Origin of the sequence: Streptomyces roseicoloratus, from assembly GCF_004117935.1 — a bacterium.
Taxonomy (GTDB): domain Bacteria; phylum Actinomycetota; class Actinomycetes; order Streptomycetales; family Streptomycetaceae; genus Streptomyces; species Streptomyces roseicoloratus.
In genome coordinates, this window is record NZ_SDOY01000170.1 from 213426 (window position 1) to 234558 (window position 21133).

Here is a 21133-nt window from a genome sequence, read left to right on the forward strand (position 1 = left end):
GTGTGGGGTCCGTGCCCGGCAGGGCGGTGCGCCGTGGGGTGTCCGTGTGGGCCCGCGCCCGGTGGGGCGGTGCCGTCGTCGCACCTCCGTGTGGGCATTCGTCCCGCAGGGCGGGACGGGTGGGCACACGGGACGGCGCCCTTGGCGGGCGCTTCCGCCCCTGCACCTGCCCGCACCACCCGGACGCCGCACCAGCCCGAGCCCGGCGCACCCGCGCCCGAGCGGCGGGCGCCGTACACCCGGGCGCCGCACCAACGGGGGGCGCCGCCACCCGGGGCGCCGCGGAACCGACCGCGCCGCGGAACCGACCGCGCCGCGGAACCGACCGCGCCGCGAAACCCACCGCGCCCCCCTACGCCCCCCGCACCCGCCCCAAGAAGTCCCGTACCGCCCCCTTCACATCCGCCGGCGTCCACTCCAGCCCCGGCCCGTTCACCGTCAGCTCCGTCGCCGCCACCCCCGGCGGGCCGCCCGCCGGGGCGGGGAACCAGCGGCGGGTCAGGGCGGTGCCGGTCTCCTCCGCCTGGGCGAGGGACGCCGAGGTCAGGACCTCGGGGTCGTACGGCAGCCAGACCTGGAACTGGTGGGTGTGCGGGACCTCCGGGTGGACCCGGAACCACCCGACGCCCTCCTCCGCGAAGGCCTCCCGCAGCGCCCCGGCCACCACGCGCGCGTGCGCCACGTAGGAGGGCAGCCGGGGCAGCTCCGTCTCCAGGCCGCGCAGCGCCGACAGGGCCGCCGGGTACTGCTGGAAGACCTGGCCGCCGTACCGGTGGCGCCACAGCCGCGCCTCCTCCACCAGGTCCTCCGGGCCGGCCAGCGCCGCGCCCGACATGCCGCCGAGGGACTTGTAGAACGACACGTACACGCTGTCCGCGAGCCCCGCGATCTCCGCCAGCGGACGGCCGAAGTGCGTCGGGCAGTCCCACAGCCGCGCGCCGTCGAAGTGGACCACGGCGTCCCGCTCCCGGGCCGCGTCCACGACGTCGACGAGCTCGTCCCAGGCGGGCAGCACGAAGCCGGCGTCGCGCAGCGGCAGCTCCAGCATCAGGGCCCCGAACGGCTCCGGGTGCTCGCGCACCTCGTCCGCCGTCGGCAGCCGCGGCTCGTCGGTCGGGTGGACCGTGCGCAGACCGCTGACGGTGCCGAAGGCGCCGTTCTCGTGCACCTCCGGGTGCGCCAGCGGGTGCAGGGCGACCACCGGGTCGCCGGTCCGTCCGGCCCAGCAGCGCATCGCGACCTGCTGGGCCATGGTCCCGGTCGGGAAGAACGCCGCTGCCGGGAAGCCCAGCTCCTCGGCCACTCGCCGCTCCAGCTCCTCCACCACCGCGTCGCCGTACATGTCGACGGGTCCGTCGCCGTACGGGGAGCCGGACGCCCAGTCCGCCAGCTCGCGCAGCCGCGTGCCCACGCCGCCGTCCATCGACGCTTCCCACAGCTTGCGCGGCGCACCGCCCCACACCCGCGCCCGGCGCACCCGCTCCGGCTCGCCGTCCGGGCCGCCGCCGTCCGGGCGGCCACCGTCCGGGCGGCCACCGTCCGGGCCGCCGGCCGCCCCGCCGTCCCGTCCCCCGAGCCCGTCCCCGCCGCGATCGTCGCTCTGATGCTCCATGAGGAGATCATCACACCGCCGCCCACACCCTGTGGACAGCCACGAGCAGGCACGAAACGCTGGCGTAGCATGGCCGGGAATCGTCCGGTACCCAGCGAGGACTGGAACGGAAGGCCGACCCGAAACCGTGAACGCACCACCAGAACCCCGGCACCCCCAGGTGGACCGGGCCGAGGACCGACCCGCCAGGCTCACCGTCGGAGTCGTCGGCGCCGGCCGGGTGGGACCCGCCCTCGCCGCCGCCCTCCAGCTCGCCGGACACCGTCCCGTCGCCGTCTCCGCCGTGTCCGACGCCTCCCGCCGCCGCGCCGCCGCGCTGCTGCCGGACGTGCCGGTCGTGGAGCCCGCCCGGGTGCTCGCCCTCGCCGACCTGGTCCTCCTCACCGTGCCCGACGACGCCCTGCCCGGCCTCGTCGAGGGCCTGGCCGACACCGGCGCCGTACGGCCAGGGCAGCTCCTGGTGCACACCTCCGGGCGCTACGGGGTACGGGTCCTCGACCCGGCCCGCCGCGCCGGCGCGCTGCCGCTCGCGCTGCACCCGGCCATGACCTTCACCGGCACCTCCGTGGACGTCCAGCGGCTCGCCGGCTGCTCGTTCGGCGTCACCGCGCCCGAGGAGCTGCGGCTCGCCGCCGAGGCCCTGGTCATCGAGATGGGCGGCGAGCCCGAGTGGATCGCCGAGGAGAACCGCCCGCTGTACCACGCGGCTCTCGCCCTCGGCGCGAACCACCTGGTCACCCTGGTCGCCCAGGCCATGGAGCTGCTGCGTGCGGCCGGCGTCGCCGCGCCCGACCGGATGCTCGGGCCGCTGCTCGGCGCCGCGCTGGACAACGCGCTGCGATCGGGCGACGCGGCCCTGACCGGACCCGTCGCCCGCGGCGACGCGGGCACCGTCGCCGCCCACGTGGCGGAGCTCCACAAGCACGCGCCCGGCACCGTCGCCGGCTATCTCGCGATGGCCCGCGCCACCGCCGACCGGGCGCTCGCGCACGGCCTGCTCAAGCCCGAGCTGGCCGAGGACCTGCTGGGCGTCCTCGCCGGAACGGCGCAGACCCCCGGCACCCCTGGTACCCCCGGCCACCCCGGCACCCCCGGCCACCCCGGCCACCCCGGCACGCCCGGCGACCCGGGCAACCCCGGCCCCCACGGCGGAACCGGCGGCACCGGCCCCGCCGACGGGCCGCAAGGAGACGACCGATGAGCCTGCTCGCCCGCAAGACCGCCGGGGACGCCCGCCACCAGCCGGCCGAGCTGGTGCCCACGGTCGCGGACCTCGCCGACGCGCGGGCCCGTTTCGGCGCCGCCCCCGGCCGCAACGCCGTCGTCATGACCATGGGCGCCCTCCACGAAGGCCACGCCACCCTGATCCGCGCCGCCCGCGAGCGCGTCGGCGACGAGGGCTTCGTCGTCGTCACCGTCTTCGTGAACCCGCTCCAGTTCGGCGCGGGCGAGGACCTCGACCGCTACCCGCGCACCCTCGACGCCGACCTGCGGCTCGCCTTCGACGCGGGCGCGAGCGTGGTCTTCGCCCCCGGCGCCGACGAGGTCTACCCCGGCGGCGAGCCGCAGGTGCGGATCACCGCGGGCCCCATGGGCGAGCGCCTGGAAGGCGCCTCCCGGCCCGGCCACTTCGACGGCATGCTCACCGTCGTCGCCAAGCTCCTCCACCTCACCTCGCCCGACCTGGCCTTCTTCGGCCAGAAGGACGCCCAGCAGCTGGCCCTGATCCGCCGCATGGTCCGCGACCTGAACTTCCCGGTCGAGATCGTCGGCGTGCCCACCGTCCGCGAGGACGACGGCCTGGCCCTGTCCAGCCGCAACCGCTATCTGTCGGCCGAGGAGCGCCGCACGGCCCTCGCGCTGTCCCGGGCGCTGTTCGCCGCCCGCGACCGGCTCGCCGCCCAGGCGGCGCTGCGCGCCCGCGCCGACGCGCTGCCCGGCGCCCAGGGCCGCGCCGAGACCCGCGCCGAGGCCCTGTCCCGGCTCGGCGAGGCCCGTGCCGCCGCCGACGCCCACGCGGTCGCCCAGGCCGCCGAGGGCGGGGGCGCCGAGGCCGTACGGGCCGCCGCCCGCGCCGTACTGGACGACGCGGGGAAGGCCGAGCCGCCGCTCGACCTGGACTATCTGGCCCTGGTCGACCCGGCCGACTTCACCGAGGTCGCCGACGACCACGACGGCGAGGCGATCCTCGCCGTCGCCGCGCGGGTGGGGACCACGCGGCTCATCGACAACATCCCCCTCACCTTCGGAGCCACGAAGTGACCGGAATCGGAGCCACGAAGTGACCGGAATACGGCTGCACGCGCCCGCCCCCGGCTGGACCGTCGACGCCGACGTCGTCGTGGTCGGCTCGGGCGTCGCGGGCCTGACCGCGGCCCTGCGCTGCACCTCCGCCGGGCTGCGCACGGTCGTCGTCACCAAGGCCAACCTGGACGACGGCTCCACCCGCTGGGCGCAGGGCGGCATCGCCGCAGCGCTCGGCGAGGGCGACACGCCCGAGCAGCACCTCGACGACACGCTCGTCGCGGGCGCCGGACTCTGCGACGAGCACGCGGTGCGCGCCCTCGTCACCGAGGGTCCCGACGCCGTCCGCCGGCTCATCGCCACCGGCGCCGACTTCGACCGCGCCGACGACGGCGAGATCGCCCTGACCCGCGAGGGCGGCCACCACCGCCGCCGGATCGCGCACGCCGGCGGCGACGCGACCGGCGCCGAGATCTCCCGCGCCCTCGTCGAGGCGATCAGGGACCGGGGCGTCCGCTTCATCGAGCACGCCCTCGTCCTCGACCTCCTCAAGGACGCCGAGGGCCGCACCGCGGGCGTCACCCTGCACGTGATGGGCGAGGGCCAGCACGACGGCGTCGGAGCCGTCCACGCGCCCGCCGTGGTGCTCGCCACCGGCGGCATGGGCCAGGTGTTCTCCGCCACCACCAACCCGCCCGTCTCCACCGGCGACGGCGTCGCGCTCGCGCTGCGCGCCGGCGCCGAGGTCTCCGACCTGGAGTTCGTCCAGTTCCACCCGACGGTGCTGTTCCTCGGCGCCGGCGCCGAGGGCCAGCAGCCGCTGGTCTCCGAGGCGGTACGGGGCGAGGGCGCCCATCTCGTCGACGCCGACGGGGTCCGCTTCATGCTCGGGCAGCACGAGCTGGCCGAGCTCGCGCCCCGGGACATCGTCGCCAAGGCGATCACGCGCCGGATGCTGGAGCAGGGCGCCGAGAGCATGTACCTCGACGCGCGGCACTTCGGCGCCGCGATGTGGGAGCAGCGCTTCCCGACGATCCTGGCGGCGTGCCGGGCCCACGGCATCGACCCGGTCACCGAGCCGGTCCCGGTCGCCCCGGCCGCCCACTACGCCTCCGGCGGCGTCCGCACCGACCTGCACGGCCGCACCACGGTGCCCGGTCTGTACGCGTGCGGCGAGGTCGCCTGCACCGGCGTGCACGGCGCGAACCGGCTCGCCTCGAACTCGCTCCTGGAGGGTCTGGTCTTCGCCGAGCGGATCGCCGCGGACATCACCGCCCACGGCCCGCGCCGCTCCGGCCCGCCGGTCCTGGCGGCCGAGCCGACCGTGCTCCCGCTGATCGGGCCCGAGGCCCGCCGGGAGATCCAGCGGATCATGACCGGCGGCGCGGGCGTGCTGCGTTCCGCCGCGAGCCTCTCGGCCGCGGCCGACGCCCTGGAGGGGCTGCGGCTCGACGCCGAGGAGGAGCGCAAGGCCGCCGAGCCGGGCGTCGACGCCTGGGAGACCACCAACCTGCTGTGCGTGGCCCGGGTCCTCGTCGCCGCCGCGGGGGAGCGCGAGGAGACCCGCGGCTGCCACTGGCGCGAGGACTTCCCCGACCGCGACGACCGTGACTGGGGCCGCCACCTGGTCGTCCGCCTGACGCCCGACCGCCGACCGGTGGTCCGCCGTACCGACGGCGCAGACTTTCCGCCCGTAACCCCCGACGCACCCCTGGAGCCGCTGTCGTGAGCACGCCCGAGGAAGCACGTCCGCAGCCCGTGGACGTCCCCCTGATCCACATCAACGCCGCCCCGGCCGAGTCCGCCGGCGGCTGCGGCGACGGCTGCGGCTGCGGCGGGGCCGACGAGTTCGAGTGCGGGCTCGACCCCGCGCTCGCCCAGCTCCTCGCCGACGCCGGCCTGGACCCGGTGCAGGTCGAGGACATCGCGCACCTCGCCATCGCCGAGGACCTCGACGGCGGCGTGGACGTGACGACCGTCGCGACCGTCCCCGAGGACGCCGTCGCGACCGCCGACTTCACCGCCCGCGAGGCCGGTGTGGTGGCCGGTCTGCGGGTCGCCGAGGCGGTCCTGTCGATCGTCTGCACCGAGGAGTTCGAGGTCGAGCGGCACGTCGAGGACGGTGCGCGGGTCGAGGCCGGCGACAAGCTGCTCAGCGTCACCGCCCGCACCCGTGACCTGCTGACCGGCGAGCGCAGCGCCCTGAACATCCTGTGCCGGCTGTCCGGCATCGCGACCGCCACCCGCCGCTGGGCCGACGCCCTGGAGGGCACCAAGGCGAAGGTCCGCGACACCCGAAAGACGACGCCGGGCCTGCGCGCCCTGGAGAAGTACGCGGTGCGCTGCGGCGGCGGCGTCAACCACCGCATGTCGCTGTCGGACGCGGCCCTGGTGAAGGACAACCACGTGGTCGCCGCCGGCGGCGTGAAGGAGGCCTTCGAGGCGGTCCGCGAGCAGTTCCCGGACGTGCCGATCGAGGTCGAGGTCGACACCATGCACCAGGTCCGAGAGGTCCTGGACGCGGGCGCCGACCTGATCCTGCTGGACAACTTCACGCCGATCGAGACCGAGGAGGCGGTCGCCCTGGTCGACGGCCGGGCGTTCCTGGAGTCCTCCGGCCGGCTCACCCTGGACAACGCGGCGGCGTACGCGGCGACCGGCGTGGACTACCTGGCGGTGGGCGGCCTCACCCACTCCTCCCCGATCCTCGACATCGGACTCGACCTGCGCGAGGCGGCCGTCTGATGCTGCTCACGATCGACGTCGGCAACACCCAGACGGTCCTCGGTCTCTTCGACGGCGACGAGATCGTGGAGCACTGGCGCATCTCCACCGACCCGCGGCGCACCGCCGACGAGTGGGCGGTCCTGCTGCAGGGGCTGATGGGCATGCATCCGCTGCTCGGTGTCGAGCTGAGCGACGGCATCGGGGGGATCGCGATCTGCGCGACGGTCCCCTCGGTGCTGCACGAGCTGCGCGAGGTGACCCGCCGCTACTACGGCGACGTCCCCGCGGTCCTGGTGGAGCCGGGCGTGAAGACGGGCGTCCCGATCCTCACGGACAACCCGAAGGAGGTCGGCGCCGACCGCATCATCAACGCGGTGGCGGCGGTCGAGCTGTACGGCGGCCCGGCGATCGTGGTCGACTTCGGCACGGCGACGACGTACGACGCGGTCACGGCGCGCGGCGAGTACGCGGGCGGCGCGATCGCGCCGGGCATCGAGATCTCGGTCGAGGCGCTGGGCGTGAAGGGCGCGATGCTCCGCAAGATCGAGCTGGCCCGCCCGCGCAGCGTGATCGGCAAGAACACGGTCGAGGCGATGCAGTCGGGCATCGTGTTCGGTTACGCGGGCCAGGTGGACGGCGTGGTCGCGCGGATGAAGCGCGAGCTGGTCGGCGCGGGCGGCGACCCGTCGGACGTGACGGTGATAGCGACCGGCGGCCTGGCGCCGATGGTCCTCGCCGACTCGAAGGAGATCGACGCCCACGAACCCTGGCTGACCCTGATCGGCCTCCGCATGGTCTACGAGCGCAACGTGGCCCGCATGTAGCGCGTGCGCGGCCGTGCGGGAGCGGGCGCTGCTGTGACGTAGGGCGCCGCCGTGTGCTGCTGTGACGACGGACGCCGCCGTACGCTGGGTGACGATGGGCGCCGCCGTGCGCTGTGTGACGTCGGCCGCCGCCGTGCGCTGTGTGACGTCGGCCGCCGCCGTGCGCTGCTGTCACCTCGGGCCGCCGGACGTCGGGCGCCGCCGTGCGGGAGCCCGCGCCGTCGTCGAGGGAGCGGCCGTCGCCGTGACGGCGGGTGGTGCCGTGCGCCGTCCGGTGGAGCGGGGTTGGGCCGTACGGTGGGGATCCGGGCGGCGCGAAGATCGACAAGAGGCGGAATTGTCCGATTAGCGCGTATCGTCGATCCATGCCCACGCCCTACGGATCCCGCGGCGGCATGGCGTTCAGCGCGGACGAGCTGCGTGTGCTCCGACGCGCCCTCGCCACCGCGCTCAACCCTGCCCCCCTTCAGGACGACGACGTCCAGGACTGCCTGCGCCTGGCCGACTCCGTGGACGAGGCCGTGCGCGAGGCCGGGCGGCTGCGCGCCTTCCTCCTCGCCGACCTGGTCCGCTACCGCCAGGCCCTGCCCGGCTCCCTCGCCGGCTACCTGGAGCTCCTCGAGGACGCCCTCGCCGCCGGTTACGACCCCGGCGCCGACGACCTCGCCGCGCTGCGGGCGCTGCGCGGCAACCCCGCGGCCGCCGCCCTGCTCGCCCGCTGCCAGGTCCTGGCGGAACGATCCGTCAGGACCCGCCTCGCCAAGGTCGCCCAGGCCAGGGCGCCGCAGCCCCGGCAGATCGGCCGGCCCCGCGCGCTGCTGCTCGCCCTGCCCGGCGGCCGGGCCTCCGAGGAAGGCCCCAAGCCGCCCGCGCCCAGCGGTCCGACCGGACCGGGCCCCAAACCGCCCGCGCCCGGCGAGCGTCCGGTGCCCAAGCCGTCCGAGGTCTTCCCGCCGCGCCGGCGCCCGGTGCCGCCGCCCCCGCCCGAGGAACGGGCGGTGGGATAGGCCGCGTCCTCCGGTCGGGCGGACCCGGCCGAGATCCGGGACGGGGCCTGGCTACCCTGGACGCCATGGACTACGTATCCGCGCTCGTTCCCCCCATCACGATGGCCGCGTTCTTCATCGCTCTCGTCGTCACGATCGTCAAGACCCAGGGCGGGCCGAACAAGGCCAAGGAGGACGCCGCCGTGGACGCCGCCCTCGCCCGCGCCGAGTCCGCCCAGCAGCAGGGCGGCACCTCCGCCCCGTAAGCGGTTCCCGGCGGCGGTGCCGGCACACCGAGGACGTACGACCACACCAGGCCGTACGTCCTTTTTGTCACCTCCCGAGGCGTTTTCACCGCAAAAGGAGGTATACGAGGAGATCTCGCACTAAGGTGGCGCCGTGCCCCGTCAATTGGGAGACCTGGAAGACGCCGTCATGACGCGCGTCTGGCAATGGAACCGGCCGGTGACCGTCCGGGAAGTCCTGGAGGATCTCCAGCAGGAACGGTCCATCGCCTACACCACCGTCATGACCGTATTGGACAATCTCCATCAGAAGGGTTGGGTGCGCCGGGAAGTCGAAGGCCGCGCCTATCGATATACGGCGGTCTCCACCCGCGCCGCCTACTCCGCGGCCCTGATGAACGAGGCCTGGGCGCAGAGCGACAACCCCGCCGCGGCCCTCATCGCCTTCTTCGGCATGATGTCGCCCGAACAGCGCGAGGCGCTGAACGACGCCATCCGCATCGCTCAGCGGGACGCCCCCGAGCCCGCCCCGGCCCCCACGCCGCCTCCTGCCGCCGAAACCGCGGAATCCGCCGAATCCGGAGAATCTTCCGAGGGCACCGGGGGGCCCGGGGTCCCGGGGCGATAACGTCCCCCCATGTCATCCGCGTCATCCACGTCGTCAGCGTCGTCAGCGTCGTCGGCGAGTTCCGCTTCCGCCCATGCCGTCACCGTGCGCCGGGCCCGCACGTCCGATGTCGCGGCGGTCCGCCGGCTCGTCGATCCCTTCGTGCGCCGCGGCATCCTCCTCGACAAGGCGACCGTGACCCTTTACGAGGACATCCAGGAGTTCTGGGTCGCCGAACGCGACGAGGACGCCACGGTGGTCGGCTGCGGCGCCCTGCACGTGATGTGGGAAGACCTCGCCGAAGTACGCACTCTCGCCGTCGATCCCGACTTCAAGGGCGCCGGAGTGGGACATCAGGTGCTCGACAAGTTGTTGCACACCGCACGCTGGCTCGGCATCCGCCGGGTTTTCTGCCTCACCTTCGAAGTGGACTTCTTCGCGAAGCACGGCTTCGTCGAGATCGGCGAGACTCCGGTCGACGGAGATGTCTACAGCGAGCTCCTGCGTTCCTATGACGAGGGTGTCGCGGAGTTCCTCGGTCTCGAACGAGTGAAGCCGAACACCCTGGGCAACAGCCGCATGCTTCTGCACCTGTGAGGGAGGTGCGGATCGGAGTGCCTATGTCCGAATCGCGCACGTTTCCCGCGTTGCCGGGCTTCTGAACCTCTGCCGGGGGTTTGTGTTTTTCCGGGAAAAGCGGTTTCCTTTCCGCGTACTGCATTTTCGATGAAAGGAAATCCGGTGGCACAGAAGGTTCAGGTCCTTCTTGTCGACGACCTCGACGGCGGCGAGGCGGACGAGACCGTGACGTTCGCGCTGGACGGCAAGTCCTACGAGATCGACCTCACCACCGCCAACGCGGACAAGCTCCGCGGCCTGCTCGAGCCGTACACCAAGAGCGGCCGCCGCACCGGTGGCCGCGGCACCGGCACTCGTGGCAAGGGCCGCGTCGCCGCGTCCGCCGGCAGCCCGGACACCGCGAAGATCCGCGCGTGGGCCAAGGAGAACGGTTACAACGTGAACGACCGCGGCCGCGTGCCCGCCGACATCAAGGCCGCCTACGAGGACGCGAACCGCTGAGCCGTCGGCCGCTGCTGAGCGGCCGCCCCCGCCGCCGGCTCCGGCCGGTGGACCCGGGCAGCACTCAGCAGCCGCGCCCGATGGCACTCGGCCGCGGCCGCGGCCACCAGCCGCGCCAGACAGGGGGCGTCCGCACCGCCCCGCGAGGGCCGCAGGGCCGGTAGCCGGGACTCGACCTCGCGCCCCGGCTCCGGGGCCCTCAGCCACACCGAGGCACCCGGCGTGCCGGACGGGCTCCGTCCGGTCGGCCGCCAGCCGGGAGGCACCGGAGCGGTCATCCGGCCGTCGGCGCCCAGCATCGCCAGATCCAGCGAGATCCCGCCCCATTCCAGCCAGTCGAGCAGCCCGGGAAGCTCCTCCGCGGCTCCCGCCGCGACGAGCAGCCGCATCCGGCGCCCCATCAGGGCCACCGGACCCACCTCGGTGCCCAGCCGGCGCAGCACCCGGCGGCCGGCCGTCGCCGGCAGCTCCAGGACGTCGAAGCGCAGCCCGGTGACCAGCTGCACCGGAGGCCCGGCCGACGTCGCCCAGCCGAGCTCGTGCTCGTACCACCGCGCCAGCGCCGGGCCGCCGTCGAGCGGTGAACGGGGAGGCGGGACGGTGAGGGCCATGCCGGGGGAACGCCTCCGGAGGGCCGCGGGTTACGCCCCGGAACCCGACCCTTCCCGCGCGCGGTCACCCAGGGTCCTCGATCCGGTGCGCAGAGTGTCCGGGATGGGGGCGTACGGGTGCATTCGAGCGCGCAAGGTTGTTCGCCCGTAGCGGAGGGAACCGGGGTGTGCCGCATGGAGTGTCCGTGCTTACGGGTAAGACATTCCATGTGAGGAGGGGCGTCTCGCGGGCAGAAGTCGGGCCGGAGCGTCTCACGTTCGCCAACGGCGTACTGGAGGCGCGGGTAACAGCTTGGCCTGCGGGAACATCGTCTCGCACCATCGAGTTGGAGCATTTGTCGGCTGTTCGGCAGCAGGTCTCCCCAAGAAGTAAGGGGGTGATCCGGACGGATGTCGGCAGTTGGAATGAGCGGTCCCCGCTTGCGGGACTAAGCTGCGGAAGGACAGGGAGGGGATCGACCCCTAACTGACTGACCGCTCTGAGGAGCGATTAACGATGTTCGAGAGGTTCACCGACCGCGCGCGGCGGGTTGTCGTCCTGGCTCAGGAAGAAGCCCGGATGCTCAACCACAACTACATCGGCACCGAGCACATCCTCCTGGGCCTTATCCACGAGGGTGAGGGTGTCGCCGCTAAGGCCCTGGAGAGCCTCGGGATTTCGCTCGAGGCGGTCCGCCAGCAGGTGGAGGAGATCATCGGCCAGGGCCAGCAGGCCCCGTCCGGGCACATCCCCTTCACCCCTCGTGCCAAGAAGGTCCTGGAGCTGTCGCTCCGGGAGGCCCTCCAGCTCGGCCACAACTACATCGGCACCGAGCACATCCTGCTCGGCCTGATCCGCGAGGGCGAGGGCGTCGCCGCCCAGGTCCTCGTGAAGCTGGGCGCCGATCTCAACCGGGTCCGGCAGCAGGTCATCCAGCTGCTCTCCGGCTACCAGGGCAAGGAAGCCGCCACCGCCGGCGGTCCTGCCGAGGGCACCCCCTCGACGTCCCTGGTCCTCGACCAGTTCGGCCGCAACCTCACCCAGGCGGCCCGCGAGTCCAAGCTCGACCCGGTCATCGGGCGCGAGAAGGAGATCGAGCGGGTCATGCAGGTGCTGTCCCGCCGGACCAAGAACAACCCGGTCCTCATCGGCGAGCCCGGCGTCGGCAAGACGGCGGTCGTCGAGGGCCTGGCCCAGGCCATCGTCAAGGGCGAGGTGCCCGAGACGCTCAAGGACAAGCACCTCTACACGCTGGACCTCGGCGCCCTGGTCGCCGGCTCCCGCTACCGCGGTGACTTCGAGGAGCGCCTGAAGAAGGTCCTCAAGGAGATCCGCACCCGCGGCGACATCATCCTGTTCATCGACGAGCTCCACACCCTGGTGGGTGCGGGTGCCGCCGAGGGCGCGATCGACGCCGCCAGCATCCTCAAGCCGATGCTGGCCCGCGGCGAGCTCCAGACCATCGGTGCCACCACGCTCGACGAGTACCGGAAGTACCTGGAGAAGGACGCGGCCCTCGAGCGCCGCTTCCAGCCCATCCAGGTCGCCGAGCCGTCGCTGCCGCACACCATCGAGATCCTCAAGGGTCTGCGCGACCGCTACGAGGCCCACCACCGGGTCTCCATCACGGACGAGGCCCTCGTCCAGGCCGCGACCCTGGCCGACCGGTACATCTCGGACCGCTTCCTGCCGGACAAGGCGATCGACCTGATCGACGAGGCCGGCTCCCGGATGCGCATCCGCCGGATGACCGCGCCGCCGGACCTCCGCGAGTTCGACGAGAAGATCGCCTCCGTCCGCCGGGACAAGGAGTCCGCGATCGACTCGCAGGACTTCGAGAAGGCCGCCTCCCTGCGCGACAAGGAGAAGCAGCTCCTCGCCGCGAAGACCAAGCGGGAGAAGGAGTGGAAGGCCGGCGACATGGACGTCGTCGCCGAGGTCGACGGCGAGCTGATCGCCGAGGTCCTCGCGACCGCCACCGGCATCCCGGTCTTCAAGCTGACCGAGGAGGAGTCCTCGCGACTGCTCCGCATGGAGGACGAGCTCCACAAGCGCGTCATCGGCCAGAAGGACGCCGTCATCGGCCTCTCGCGCGCCATCCGGCGTACGCGTGCGGGCCTGAAGGACCCGAAGCGTCCCGGCGGTTCGTTCATCTTCGCCGGCCCGTCCGGTGTCGGTAAGACCGAGCTGTCCAAGGCGCTCGCCGAATTCCTCTTCGGCGACGAGGACGCGATGATCTCCCTCGACATGTCGGAGTTCAGCGAGAAGCACACCGTCTCGCGTCTCTTCGGTTCCCCGCCCGGATACGTGGGCTACGAAGAGGGCGGCCAGCTCACCGAGAAGGTGCGCCGCAAGCCGTTCTCCGTGGTCCTCTTCGACGAGGTCGAGAAGGCCCACCCCGATATCTTCAATTCCCTTCTCCAGATCCTGGAGGACGGTCGCCTGACCGACTCCCAGGGCCGGGTCGTGGACTTCAAGAACACGGTCATCATCATGACGACCAACCTCGGGACCAGGGACATCTCGAAGGGCTTCAACCTCGGCTTCGCGGCCCAGGGCGACACGAAGTCCAACTACGAGCGGATGAAGGCGAAGGTCAGCGACGAGCTGAAGCAGCACTTCCGCCCGGAGTTCCTCAACCGTGTGGACGACATCATCGTCTTCCCGCAGCTGACCCAGGACGACATCCTCCAGATCGTCGACCTGATGATCGGCCGCGTCGACGAGCGCCTGAAGGACCGGGACATGGGCATCGAGCTCTCCCAGTCCGCCAAGGAGCTCCTCGCCAAGAAGGGCTACGACCCCGTCCTGGGTGCCCGGCCGCTGCGCCGGACGATCCAGCGCGAGATCGAGGACTCGCTCTCCGAGAAGATCCTCTTCGGCGAGCTGCGCCCCGGTCACATCGTGGTCGTGGACACCGAGGGCGAGGGTGAGGAGAAGAAGTTCACCTTCCGCGGCGAGGAGAAGTCGGCCCTCCCGGACGTCCCCCCGGTGGAGGCGGCGGGCGGCCCGGGCCCGAACCTCTCGAAGGACTGACGCTCGGCCGAGGCCGTCGGCAGAGGCCACAGGCAGCAGGGACGGCCCCGGAACCGGAAGGTTCCGGGGCCGCCCCTTTGCCGTTTGCGCGTGCCGTTTGCGCGCGTCGTCTGGGTGTGCCGTCTACGTGAGGGTGAGGCGGTCGCCGAGGACGTCCGCGCCGAGGACGTCCTCGCGCAGGACGCCGTTGACGGTGACGGTGAGGTCGGCCAGCCCATGGAGGGGCGTCAGGTCGAGAGGGCGGCCGTCCGGCTCCAGGTTCACGAGGCTGAGGTGCCTGAGCGCCGGCAGCCCGGCCAGTGGGCCGAGGTCCGTCCCGGAGTGGGCACGCACCAGCATGATGACGGTGAGCCGGGAGGTGTCCAGGGACTCCAGGACCGCGAACCCCGTGTGATCGGGAATCCAGGCCAGATACGACAGGGGCCGGCTGCCGAGATGCCGCGTGATCTCCTCGACGGTGAAGCCCCCGGCGAGGATGACGGACGTGAGGCCGGGCAGATCGCCCAGCAGCTCCAGGTGCCGGGACGTCGGCACGACCACGACCTCCGGCCCCGACAGGTGCGCCAGGACCTGATGGGCGAACGCCTCGGCGGGGAAGGCGGCCCAGCTCGCGCCGAAGTGCTGTCCCAGGCCCGCTTCGCTGAAGCTCCGGGCGTACGGCAGGGCCTCCGCACCGCCGACGGCGGCGATCAGCTCGACCACGTGGCCCACGCCGTCCTTCGGTACGTCCTCCGGCGACGGCAGCAGCGGAAGCACCGACCCGCCCAGGCGCGCCAGCTGCGCGGCCTGCGGCGGGTTCCGCGGGGGGATGACCGACCGCACCGCGTTCTCCACCCGCCGCCGCAGGCCCTCGTCCAGCCAGGCCGCGTGCTGCGCGCACAGCGCCGCCATGACGTACAGCGTCGTCTTCAGGTCCCGCCTCCGGGTCCCGGAACCCGCCTTCAGGAGGCCCTCCACCAGGACCGGCAGGTCCCGTCGCTTGCAGTGGCCCGCGGCGAGGAGGAGAACGTCGTGCCACTGCTGGTCGTAGGCGTGACGCAGGAGCTCGGGGAGACAGTCGTCCTCGACGCACTCCTTCGCGGCCAGGAAGTCCTGGAAGGTGCGGTGAGCGAAGTGGAAGACGTCGTCGGTGCGCTCCTGGAGGAGGCCGCTGCGGTTGATCAGATGCGTGAGGACCTCCGCGGGCGTGCCCTGCGCCTGGACGCGGGGCATCCCGGGAAGGGTGCGTTCCACGCGCTGGAGGGCCTGCTCGCGGGTGAACTCGGTCTGGCCGACCCGTACGAGCCAGGCGGCGAGCCGTTGCAGGAGCTGCTGGTGCTCCTCGACGGACATGCGGATGCCGTCGGGCGCATCCACCCTGCGCCGCTCGTCCCGCGTGCCGAGCAGCATCGCGAGCGCGGAGTCGTACAGCTCCCAGCGGGTCTCGGGCAGGAAGCCCTCCCGTAGCCGGTGCAGGGCGCAGATCACGGCGCACAGGAGCGGCGTACGGGCCAGTTCGGCGAGGTTCGGGTTGAGGCGGAACTGCTGGGCCAGGTCCCGTTCCAGGTCGTCGAGCACGGCCCGGTCCCGTTCGTCGGCGTCCAGCCGGGCCGCGTCGTGCCAGGCGGTGACGAAGGCCTGGATGTCCTCGCCGCGCAGCGGCAGCAGGGTCAGCTCCTCGAAGCGCTCGGCGGCCAGCCAGTCGGGGGCGACGGCGTGCGGGCGGACGGTCGCCACGCAGCGGGTGCCCGGGTAGCGGGCCAGGAGCCCGCTCAGCCAGGTGTGGGCGTCCTCGCGGTCGTCCTGGGTGACCTCGTCCAGGCCGTCGACGAGCAGCAGCCCGCGTCCGTCGGCGAGGACCCGGCCCGCCCAGCCGTCGGGCGCCTTGTCGATCATCAGCCCGGCGACGGCGGGCAGCTCGGCGGGGGAGGGGAAGCCGCCGCCCTGGGTGCGCAGGGAGCGCAGCGGTACGACGAAGGGCACGAGGCCGTTGAGCTCGGCGAGCTCGGGCCCGAGGCTGCCGGCGGCGGCGTGGGAGGCCAGCCACCACACGAGGGTGGTCTTCCCGGCGCCGGCGTCACCGCGCAGCAGGACGCGGGGCCGGTCGCCGAGCAGGTCGTCGATCCTGCGGGGCACGGGAACGGTGTCCCGGTCGCGGGAGGCGGCCTCCAAGGAGAGGTAGGCGGTGTCGAGGTCCCAGGAGGAGGCCTTCTTGCCGAGCTCGTCCAGGCCGAAGATCCGGGTGCGGCGGTAGGCGGCGCCGACGGCCTCGGCGTACTCCTCCTCGTAGGGCTGGTCGGCGGGGTGGGTGGCGATGACGGGGCGCGGTGGGGCGAAGTCGTCGGGGAGCCAGCGGTACGCCTCGTCGTCGGCGAGGAGGGCGGTGAGCGGCAGGCACTCCAGCCGACGGTGCCCCCGGCCGCGCGGGACGGTCCGGACGATGCCGAGGAGTCCGTCGTCGGCGTACACGGGCGCGCCCGACAGGCCGGCGAGGGGGGACGGGCCGTGGGCGGGCTCGGCGGCGGGCGGCCGGTCGAGCTCGACGGTGAGGGTGTGGCGGAGCAGTCCGGCCATGGGCAGGACGGTGCCGGTGAACTGGTCGAGGTCGGGTCTGCGCTCCTCGTCCCGCTGGATGTGCGGGAAGCCGAGGATCACGCAGCCGGGTATCGGGCGGTCGGTGGCGACGGTGCTCAGCTGAGGGGTCGGGCCGAGGCTCCGGTCGCTGAGCAGCAGCGCGGCGTCGAGCCGCTCGTCGGACCAGACCACCCGTAACCGCCGCGGCTCGCTGTGCACGCCGGCCACGATGGCGCTGTGGGCGCCGCCGAGGACATGGGCGGCGGTCAGGACCAGGTTCCCGGGGAGGAGCACGCCGGTGCCCTGGTGCTTGCCCAGGACGGCGAAGACGAACCGGCTCGTCCTCACCGGGCCTCGGCCCCCGCGGCCTCTGTGGCCTCCGTGGCGTTGTCGGCTCGTGCGGCCCTCGCGATCCTTTCGGGTCCCGTGGCGTTGTCGGCTCGTGCGGCCCTCGCGGTCCTTTCGGCTCCCCTGGCGCCGACGGTTCCTGCGGCCGGGTCCTCGGCTGCGGCGCCGTGCCCGAACCCCGACAGGTCCGCTTCCTCCTCGTTGCCCACCAGCCACGCGCCGCCCGTCGCGGCGTTGCGGGGCTTGAGGGTGAAGGAGACCCGGTGGGTGTCTCCGCGCGAGCGGCTCGCGTCGGCGCCGGCCTCGACGACCCAGGCCTTGATCTTGCCGCCCGCCTTCCCCTCCTTCCGCAGCTCGACGGAGAACTCCATCTCGATGTCGCCGACCTCGAAGGCGACGGCCTGACCGGTGGCACGACCGGCCGCGATGAGCAGCTGGTCGCGTACGGAGGCGATGGCGTCGGCCAGTTCGATCTTGGGCGTGGTGTCGGTCATCCCCGGAAACTAACCCGCTCCGGGCGGTCCCGGAGGGCGTTCCGAGGGGTTCGGCGGCGTGACCCAGGTCCCATTCAGGGGCCCTTCGCGGGCGGGCCGTGGTGACAAGGCGCACAGGGGTTTCGAGGGGTACTAGGCGGAATAGTCGTGGGTTTTGGGGAGGAATCGGGACGTTCCGCTGGGAACCCCCGGGACCTTGGTCCCGGAGTGGGCGGAAGCGGGCGAGCGGCTGCCTTTCGGGTGCTTCGGGCCTTCGCGACATGCGGTTAAACAGGTCCATGCGGGTCGCTTTGTCCAAATTCGTCGGTCTCGGTCGAGGCCGTCAAGAGGCGAACCGGGCCGGAGATCGCTACGACGCAATGTCGTAGATGGGGTGTTTTGGCCGGGCTGGGAGTCCGGGTTACCAAGGATGAGCAAGCCCGGCGCCCACCGCTCTGGTGCCGGGTCCCGTTCTGTCCGGAGGTTCTCCCCCGTATGTCGAAGCGCGTCATGAAGCCCAGCATCCGTACCACCGCCGTCGCCCTCGCCGCCGCGGGTCTGGGAGCGTCGCTGGTGGCCGGTGCCGGCTCCGCGTTCGCCGCCGAGGGCAAGGCCGCCGTCGCCAACCCGCAGACCGCGGTCGCCGCGTCCGCCGCCCTGGCCAAGCAGGCCAACGTCCAGGCCCAGGTCGCCGCCCAGGCGCAGGCCGCCCAGGCCAAGGCCGCTCAGATCAAGGCCGCTCAGCTGAAGGCCGCCACCGCGAAGGCGCAGGCCGTCAAGGTCGCCGCCGCCAAGAAGGCCCCCTCCTGGGTCAAGCCGGTCAGCGCCTACACCCTGACCGCCAGCTACAACCAGGGCGGCGCCATGTGGGCCCACAAGCACTCCGGCCAGGACTTCGCCGTCCCGGTCGGCACCCCGGTCAAGGCCGCCGGCGCCGGCACCGTCGTGAAGGCCGGACCGAACGGCGGCGGCGACGGCCCCGCGTACGGCAACGCGATCGTCGTCAAGCACGCCAACGGCCGCTACTCGCAGTACGCCCACCTGTCGAAGATCAAGGTGCACATCGGCCAGAAGGTCTCCGCCGGCCAGCAGATCGCCCTCTCGGGCAACACCGGCAACTCCTCCGGCCCGCACCTCCACTTCGAGATCCGCACCACCCCGAACTACGGCTCCGCCGTCAACCCGGCCGCCTTCCTGCGGTCCCACGGCGTCTCCATCTGACGCACGACGCACGACGCACGGCGCACGACGGGCCACCGGCGACGCGCGACCCACGAAACGCGCGGCGCGCGACGCACGACCCGTGACGACGGGCGATGCCCGCCGTGCGACAGGTCAGACGTAACGGCTCGGGCGCGACGCCTCAGGCGTGATGCGCCTGCCTGATCAGATCGAGGGCGACCTCGAGGACGGCTTCCCGCTTCTCCTCGGGGTCGCCCTCGACGTCGTGCAGGAAGAAAGTGCCGGCGTGCATCGTGAAGACCGCGCTGATCGAGCGGACCTTGTCCGCCATCGAGAAGTCCGGGTCCTGGAGCAGTCGGGTCAGCGCGATCATGCGCTCCTTGAAGGTCAGGCCGACGCTCAGCTTGCTCACCGCCGCCTGGTTGTCCTGCATGAAGCGGAACAGCGGGGCCGCCGCCAGCAGTGCCTTCTGGTAGCGGCGGAGGATCTCCTGCCGGGTCTCCAGGGTGGGCGGCTGCCGGCCGGCCCAGACGATCAGCTCGTCCATGGGCCGGGCGAGGTCCTCGAAGATGCTGATGAGGATGTCTTCCTTGGTCTTGAAGTGGTAGTAGAGCGCGGCCTTGGTGACGTCGAGGCGTTCCGCGATCTCGCGCAGCGAGGTCTGCTCGTAGCCCTGCTCGGCGAAGAGTTCGAGGGCCACGTCCTGGATGCGCTGACGGGTGTTGCCTCGGGCCTGGGCCATGGTCTCTCGCTTCCACCGAAACTTACTTGACGCCCGGCTAGTTACCGGTCTACTTTCCCCAGTGTAGTAACTAGCCGGGCGGCAAGTAAGGAAGCGACGGGGACGGCATGGCGACGACCGAGAAACACAGCGCACCAGCAGAGGAGAGGGCCGACCAGCCGCGCAGCGTCCGCGTCGTCCTGCTCGCCCTCATGATCGCGATGCTGCTCGCGATGCTGGACAACATGATCATCGGTACCGCGATGCCGACGATCGTCGGCGAGCTCGGAGGTCTGGAGCACCTCTCCTGGGTCGTCACCGCCTACACCCTGGCCACCGCCGCCTCCACCCCCATCTGGGGCAAGCTCGGCGACATGTTCGGACGCAAGGGCGTCTTCCTGACGTCGATCGTGATCTTCCTGATCGGCTCGGCGCTCAGCGGCATGGCCCAGGACATGGGCCAGCTCATCGGCTTCCGCGCCGTCCAGGGCCTGGGCGCCGGCGGTCTGATGGTCGGCGTCATGGCGATCATCGGCGACCTCATCCCGCCGCGGGACCGCGGCAAGTACCAGGGCATGATGGCCGGCATCATGGCGCTCGCCATGATCGGCGGACCGCTGGTCGGCGGCACCATCACCGACCACTGGGGCTGGCGCTGGTCCTTCTACATCAACCTGCCGCTCGGCGCCGTCGCGCTCGCGATGCTCGCCACCGTGCTCCACCTGCCGAGGAAGGAGCGCGCGGCCGGCACCCGGATCGACTTCGCCGGTGCGGTCCTCCTGACCGTCGGCATCACCGCGATCGTCCTCGTCACCACCTGGGGCGGCACCGAGTACGCCTGGGGTTCGCTCAACATCATCGGCCTCTCGGTCGCCGGCGTCGCGGCCCTCGCGGCCTTCCTCTTCGTCGAGACCCGCGCGAGCGACCCGATCATGCCGCTGCACATCTTCCGCAGCCGCAACTTCACGCTGATGTCCGTGATCGGCTTCCTCACCGGCTTCGTGATGTTCGGCGCGGTGCTCTTCCTGCCGCTGTTCCAGCAGTCCGTGCAGGGCGCCTCCGCCACCAACTCCGGCCTGCTGCTCCTGCCGATGCTGCTGTCGATGATGGTCGTGTCGATGATCGCCGGCCGGGTCACCACCAGCAGCGGCAAGTACAAGATCTTCCCGATCGTCGGCGGCGCGTTCATGACGGCCGGCCTGTACCTGCTGTCCACGATGGACACCGACACCACGCGGTTCGCGTCGGGCGTCTACATGGCCGTGCTCGGCGCCGGCATGGGCTTCCTGATGCAGATCACGATGCTCGTCGCGCAGAACAGCGTCGAGATGAAGGACATGGGCGTCGCCTCGTCCTCGACCACCCTGTTCCGGACCCTCGGCTCGTCCTTCGGCGTCGCGATCATGGGCGCCCTGTTCAACCACCAGGTCCAGAACGAGATGGCCGCCCGCGGCAGCGGCGCCGCGACCGCGCGGTCGGCCCAGCTGGACGCCGCGAGCCTGGCGAAGCTGCCGGAGGCACTCCGCGAGGCCTACCAGCACGCGGTCGCCGCGGGCACCCACTCGGCCTTCCTGGTCGGCGCGTCCGTGTCCGTCCTCGGTTTCGTCCTCGCCTTCTTCGTCAAGGAGGTCGCCCTGCGCGGCACTGGCCTCCCGAAGAAGGACGAGGCGCCCGGCGCGGGCGCTGAGCCGAAGACCGTCGAGACGGTCTGAGGCACACCCGGCGAACCTGCTTTCGCGATACGGGAAACGGGCGGGGAACGGGCGGCACCGTGATCACGGTGCCGCCCGTTCCTCCTGCTCAGCCCGCCGGTCGGGTCCGGGCGCGGTGAGGGCGCATACGAGAACGCGCCCCGAGGTGAGATTGCCGATACCGCCGCTGAGCCCTCGGTTCCGGATCTCGCG

At 72.5% G+C, this 21133-nt stretch carries 18 protein-coding genes; 13 read left to right on the forward strand and 5 right to left on the reverse strand.

From position 1 onward, the window contains the following. Window positions 1-352: 352 nt before the first annotated feature. The gene (locus tag ESG85_RS30750; protein ID WP_128984437.1) at window positions 353-1612 is read right to left on the reverse strand and encodes a threonine aldolase family protein; all 1260 of its coding nucleotides are present in this window, start codon (window positions 1610-1612) and stop codon (window positions 353-355) included. Window positions 1613-1739: 127 nt separating this feature from the next. Here ESG85_RS30750 and ESG85_RS30755 point away from each other — a divergent pair, with 127 nt between their 5' ends. The 10 genes from ESG85_RS30755 (at window position 1740) to ESG85_RS30800 (ending at window position 10325) form a co-directional block, all read left to right on the forward strand. Then, window positions 1740-2813 (forward strand): Rossmann-like and DUF2520 domain-containing protein, encoded by a 1074-nt coding sequence (locus tag ESG85_RS30755; RefSeq protein WP_246095432.1) that lies wholly within the window; start codon window positions 1740-1742, stop codon window positions 2811-2813. Next, window positions 2810-3874: a pantoate--beta-alanine ligase gene (panC, locus tag ESG85_RS30760; protein WP_128984438.1), complete on the forward strand. Its 1065-nt coding sequence runs from the start codon at window positions 2810-2812 to the stop codon at window positions 3872-3874. The genes ESG85_RS30755 and panC overlap by 4 nt, the downstream gene beginning before the upstream one ends. 19 nt (window positions 3875-3893) lie before the next feature. Further along, window positions 3894-5585, forward strand: a complete 1692-nt coding sequence (locus tag ESG85_RS30765) for an L-aspartate oxidase (protein ID WP_128984439.1) — start codon at window positions 3894-3896, stop codon at window positions 5583-5585. Next, window positions 5582-6601 (forward strand): carboxylating nicotinate-nucleotide diphosphorylase, encoded by a 1020-nt coding sequence (nadC, locus tag ESG85_RS30770; protein ID WP_128984440.1) that lies wholly within the window; start codon window positions 5582-5584, stop codon window positions 6599-6601. The genes ESG85_RS30765 and nadC overlap by 4 nt, the downstream gene beginning before the upstream one ends. Beyond that, the gene (locus ESG85_RS30775; RefSeq protein WP_128984441.1) at window positions 6601-7407 is read left to right on the forward strand and encodes a type III pantothenate kinase; all 807 of its coding nucleotides are present in this window, start codon (window positions 6601-6603) and stop codon (window positions 7405-7407) included. Before nadC ends, ESG85_RS30775 begins: the two co-directional genes overlap by 1 nt. A 395-nt stretch (window positions 7408-7802) precedes the next feature. Then, window positions 7803-8414: a hypothetical protein gene (locus ESG85_RS30780; protein ID WP_128984481.1), complete on the forward strand. Its 612-nt coding sequence runs from the start codon at window positions 7803-7805 to the stop codon at window positions 8412-8414. A gap of 65 nt (window positions 8415-8479) precedes the next feature. Beyond that, the gene (locus tag ESG85_RS30785; RefSeq protein WP_128984442.1) at window positions 8480-8659 is read left to right on the forward strand and encodes a hypothetical protein; all 180 of its coding nucleotides are present in this window, start codon (window positions 8480-8482) and stop codon (window positions 8657-8659) included. Between the two features lie 133 nt (window positions 8660-8792). Further along, window positions 8793-9266, forward strand: a complete 474-nt coding sequence (locus tag ESG85_RS30790) for a BlaI/MecI/CopY family transcriptional regulator (protein WP_128984443.1) — start codon at window positions 8793-8795, stop codon at window positions 9264-9266. Window positions 9267-9275: 9 nt separating this feature from the next. Further along, window positions 9276-9842, forward strand: coding sequence for an amino-acid N-acetyltransferase (locus ESG85_RS30795; RefSeq protein ID WP_128984444.1), 567 nt, complete (start codon window positions 9276-9278; stop codon window positions 9840-9842). 144 nt (window positions 9843-9986) lie between these two features. After that, the gene (locus tag ESG85_RS30800) at window positions 9987-10325 is read left to right on the forward strand and encodes a histone-like nucleoid-structuring protein Lsr2 (RefSeq protein WP_128984445.1); all 339 of its coding nucleotides are present in this window, start codon (window positions 9987-9989) and stop codon (window positions 10323-10325) included. Here the strand turns inward: ESG85_RS30800 and ESG85_RS30805 are convergent. Then, window positions 10304-10936 carry an SCO3374 family protein gene (locus ESG85_RS30805; RefSeq protein WP_128984446.1) on the reverse strand — a complete coding sequence of 211 codons (633 nt, stop codon included), beginning with the start codon at window positions 10934-10936 and terminating at the stop codon, window positions 10304-10306. The two genes, ESG85_RS30800 and ESG85_RS30805, sit on opposite strands and share 22 nt — an antisense overlap. 496 nt (window positions 10937-11432) lie before the next feature. Between ESG85_RS30805 and ESG85_RS30815 the strand changes: the two genes are divergently transcribed. Continuing rightward, complete coding sequence (locus tag ESG85_RS30815) at window positions 11433-13952, forward strand: ATP-dependent Clp protease ATP-binding subunit (protein WP_128984447.1); 2520 nt, start codon at window positions 11433-11435, stop codon at window positions 13950-13952. Window positions 13953-14075: 123 nt separating this feature from the next. On the opposite strand, the gene ESG85_RS30820 is transcribed toward ESG85_RS30815, so the two are convergent. Both ESG85_RS30820 and ESG85_RS30825 read right to left on the reverse strand, forming a co-directional pair. Continuing rightward, the gene (locus ESG85_RS30820) at window positions 14076-16853 is read right to left on the reverse strand and encodes a serine protease (RefSeq protein WP_128984448.1); all 2778 of its coding nucleotides are present in this window, start codon (window positions 16851-16853) and stop codon (window positions 14076-14078) included. Beyond that, window positions 16850-17347 (reverse strand): trypco2 family protein, encoded by a 498-nt coding sequence (locus tag ESG85_RS30825; protein ID WP_219825230.1) that lies wholly within the window; start codon window positions 17345-17347, stop codon window positions 16850-16852. Before ESG85_RS30825 ends, ESG85_RS30820 begins: the two co-directional genes overlap by 4 nt. A 474-nt stretch (window positions 17348-17821) precedes the next feature. Here ESG85_RS30825 and ESG85_RS30830 point away from each other — a divergent pair, with 474 nt between their 5' ends. Continuing rightward, window positions 17822-18547, forward strand: a complete 726-nt coding sequence (locus tag ESG85_RS30830; protein WP_128984449.1) for a M23 family metallopeptidase — start codon at window positions 17822-17824, stop codon at window positions 18545-18547. A 142-nt stretch (window positions 18548-18689) separates the two neighbouring features. Here ESG85_RS30830 and ESG85_RS30835 read toward each other — a convergent pair whose 3' ends face one another. Then, window positions 18690-19250: a TetR/AcrR family transcriptional regulator gene (locus ESG85_RS30835; protein ID WP_128984450.1), complete on the reverse strand. Its 561-nt coding sequence runs from the start codon at window positions 19248-19250 to the stop codon at window positions 18690-18692. 107 nt (window positions 19251-19357) lie between these two features. Between ESG85_RS30835 and ESG85_RS30840 the strand changes: the two genes are divergently transcribed. Next, window positions 19358-20941: an MDR family MFS transporter gene (locus ESG85_RS30840; protein WP_128984451.1), complete on the forward strand. Its 1584-nt coding sequence runs from the start codon at window positions 19358-19360 to the stop codon at window positions 20939-20941. Window positions 20942-21133: the final 192 nt, after the last annotated feature.

What these genes read in the sequence shown, in the direction of transcription:
- ESG85_RS30825 (WP_219825230.1), bottom strand. Translation starts at nt 17,347, where the DNA reads ATGACCGACACCACGCCCAAGATCGAACTGGCCGACGCCATCGCCTCC.
- ESG85_RS30785 (WP_128984442.1), top strand. Translation starts at nt 8,480, where the DNA reads ATGGACTACGTATCCGCGCTCGTTCCCCCCATCACGATGGCCGCGTTC.
- ESG85_RS30840 (WP_128984451.1), top strand. Translation starts at nt 19,358, where the DNA reads ATGGCGACGACCGAGAAACACAGCGCACCAGCAGAGGAGAGGGCCGAC.
- panC (WP_128984438.1), top strand. Translation starts at nt 2,810, where the DNA reads ATGAGCCTGCTCGCCCGCAAGACCGCCGGGGACGCCCGCCACCAGCCG.
- ESG85_RS30835 (WP_128984450.1), bottom strand. Translation starts at nt 19,250, where the DNA reads ATGGCCCAGGCCCGAGGCAACACCCGTCAGCGCATCCAGGACGTGGCC.
- ESG85_RS30750 (WP_128984437.1), bottom strand. Translation starts at nt 1,612, where the DNA reads ATGGAGCATCAGAGCGACGATCGCGGCGGGGACGGGCTCGGGGGACGG.
- ESG85_RS30805 (WP_128984446.1), bottom strand. Translation starts at nt 10,936, where the DNA reads ATGGCCCTCACCGTCCCGCCTCCCCGTTCACCGCTCGACGGCGGCCCG.
- ESG85_RS30775 (WP_128984441.1), top strand. Translation starts at nt 6,601, where the DNA reads ATGCTGCTCACGATCGACGTCGGCAACACCCAGACGGTCCTCGGTCTC.
- ESG85_RS30815 (WP_128984447.1), top strand. Translation starts at nt 11,433, where the DNA reads ATGTTCGAGAGGTTCACCGACCGCGCGCGGCGGGTTGTCGTCCTGGCT.
- ESG85_RS30795 (WP_128984444.1), top strand. Translation starts at nt 9,276, where the DNA reads ATGTCATCCGCGTCATCCACGTCGTCAGCGTCGTCAGCGTCGTCGGCG.
- ESG85_RS30830 (WP_128984449.1), top strand. Translation starts at nt 17,822, where the DNA reads ATGTCGAAGCGCGTCATGAAGCCCAGCATCCGTACCACCGCCGTCGCC.
- ESG85_RS30780 (WP_128984481.1), top strand. Translation starts at nt 7,803, where the DNA reads ATGGCGTTCAGCGCGGACGAGCTGCGTGTGCTCCGACGCGCCCTCGCC.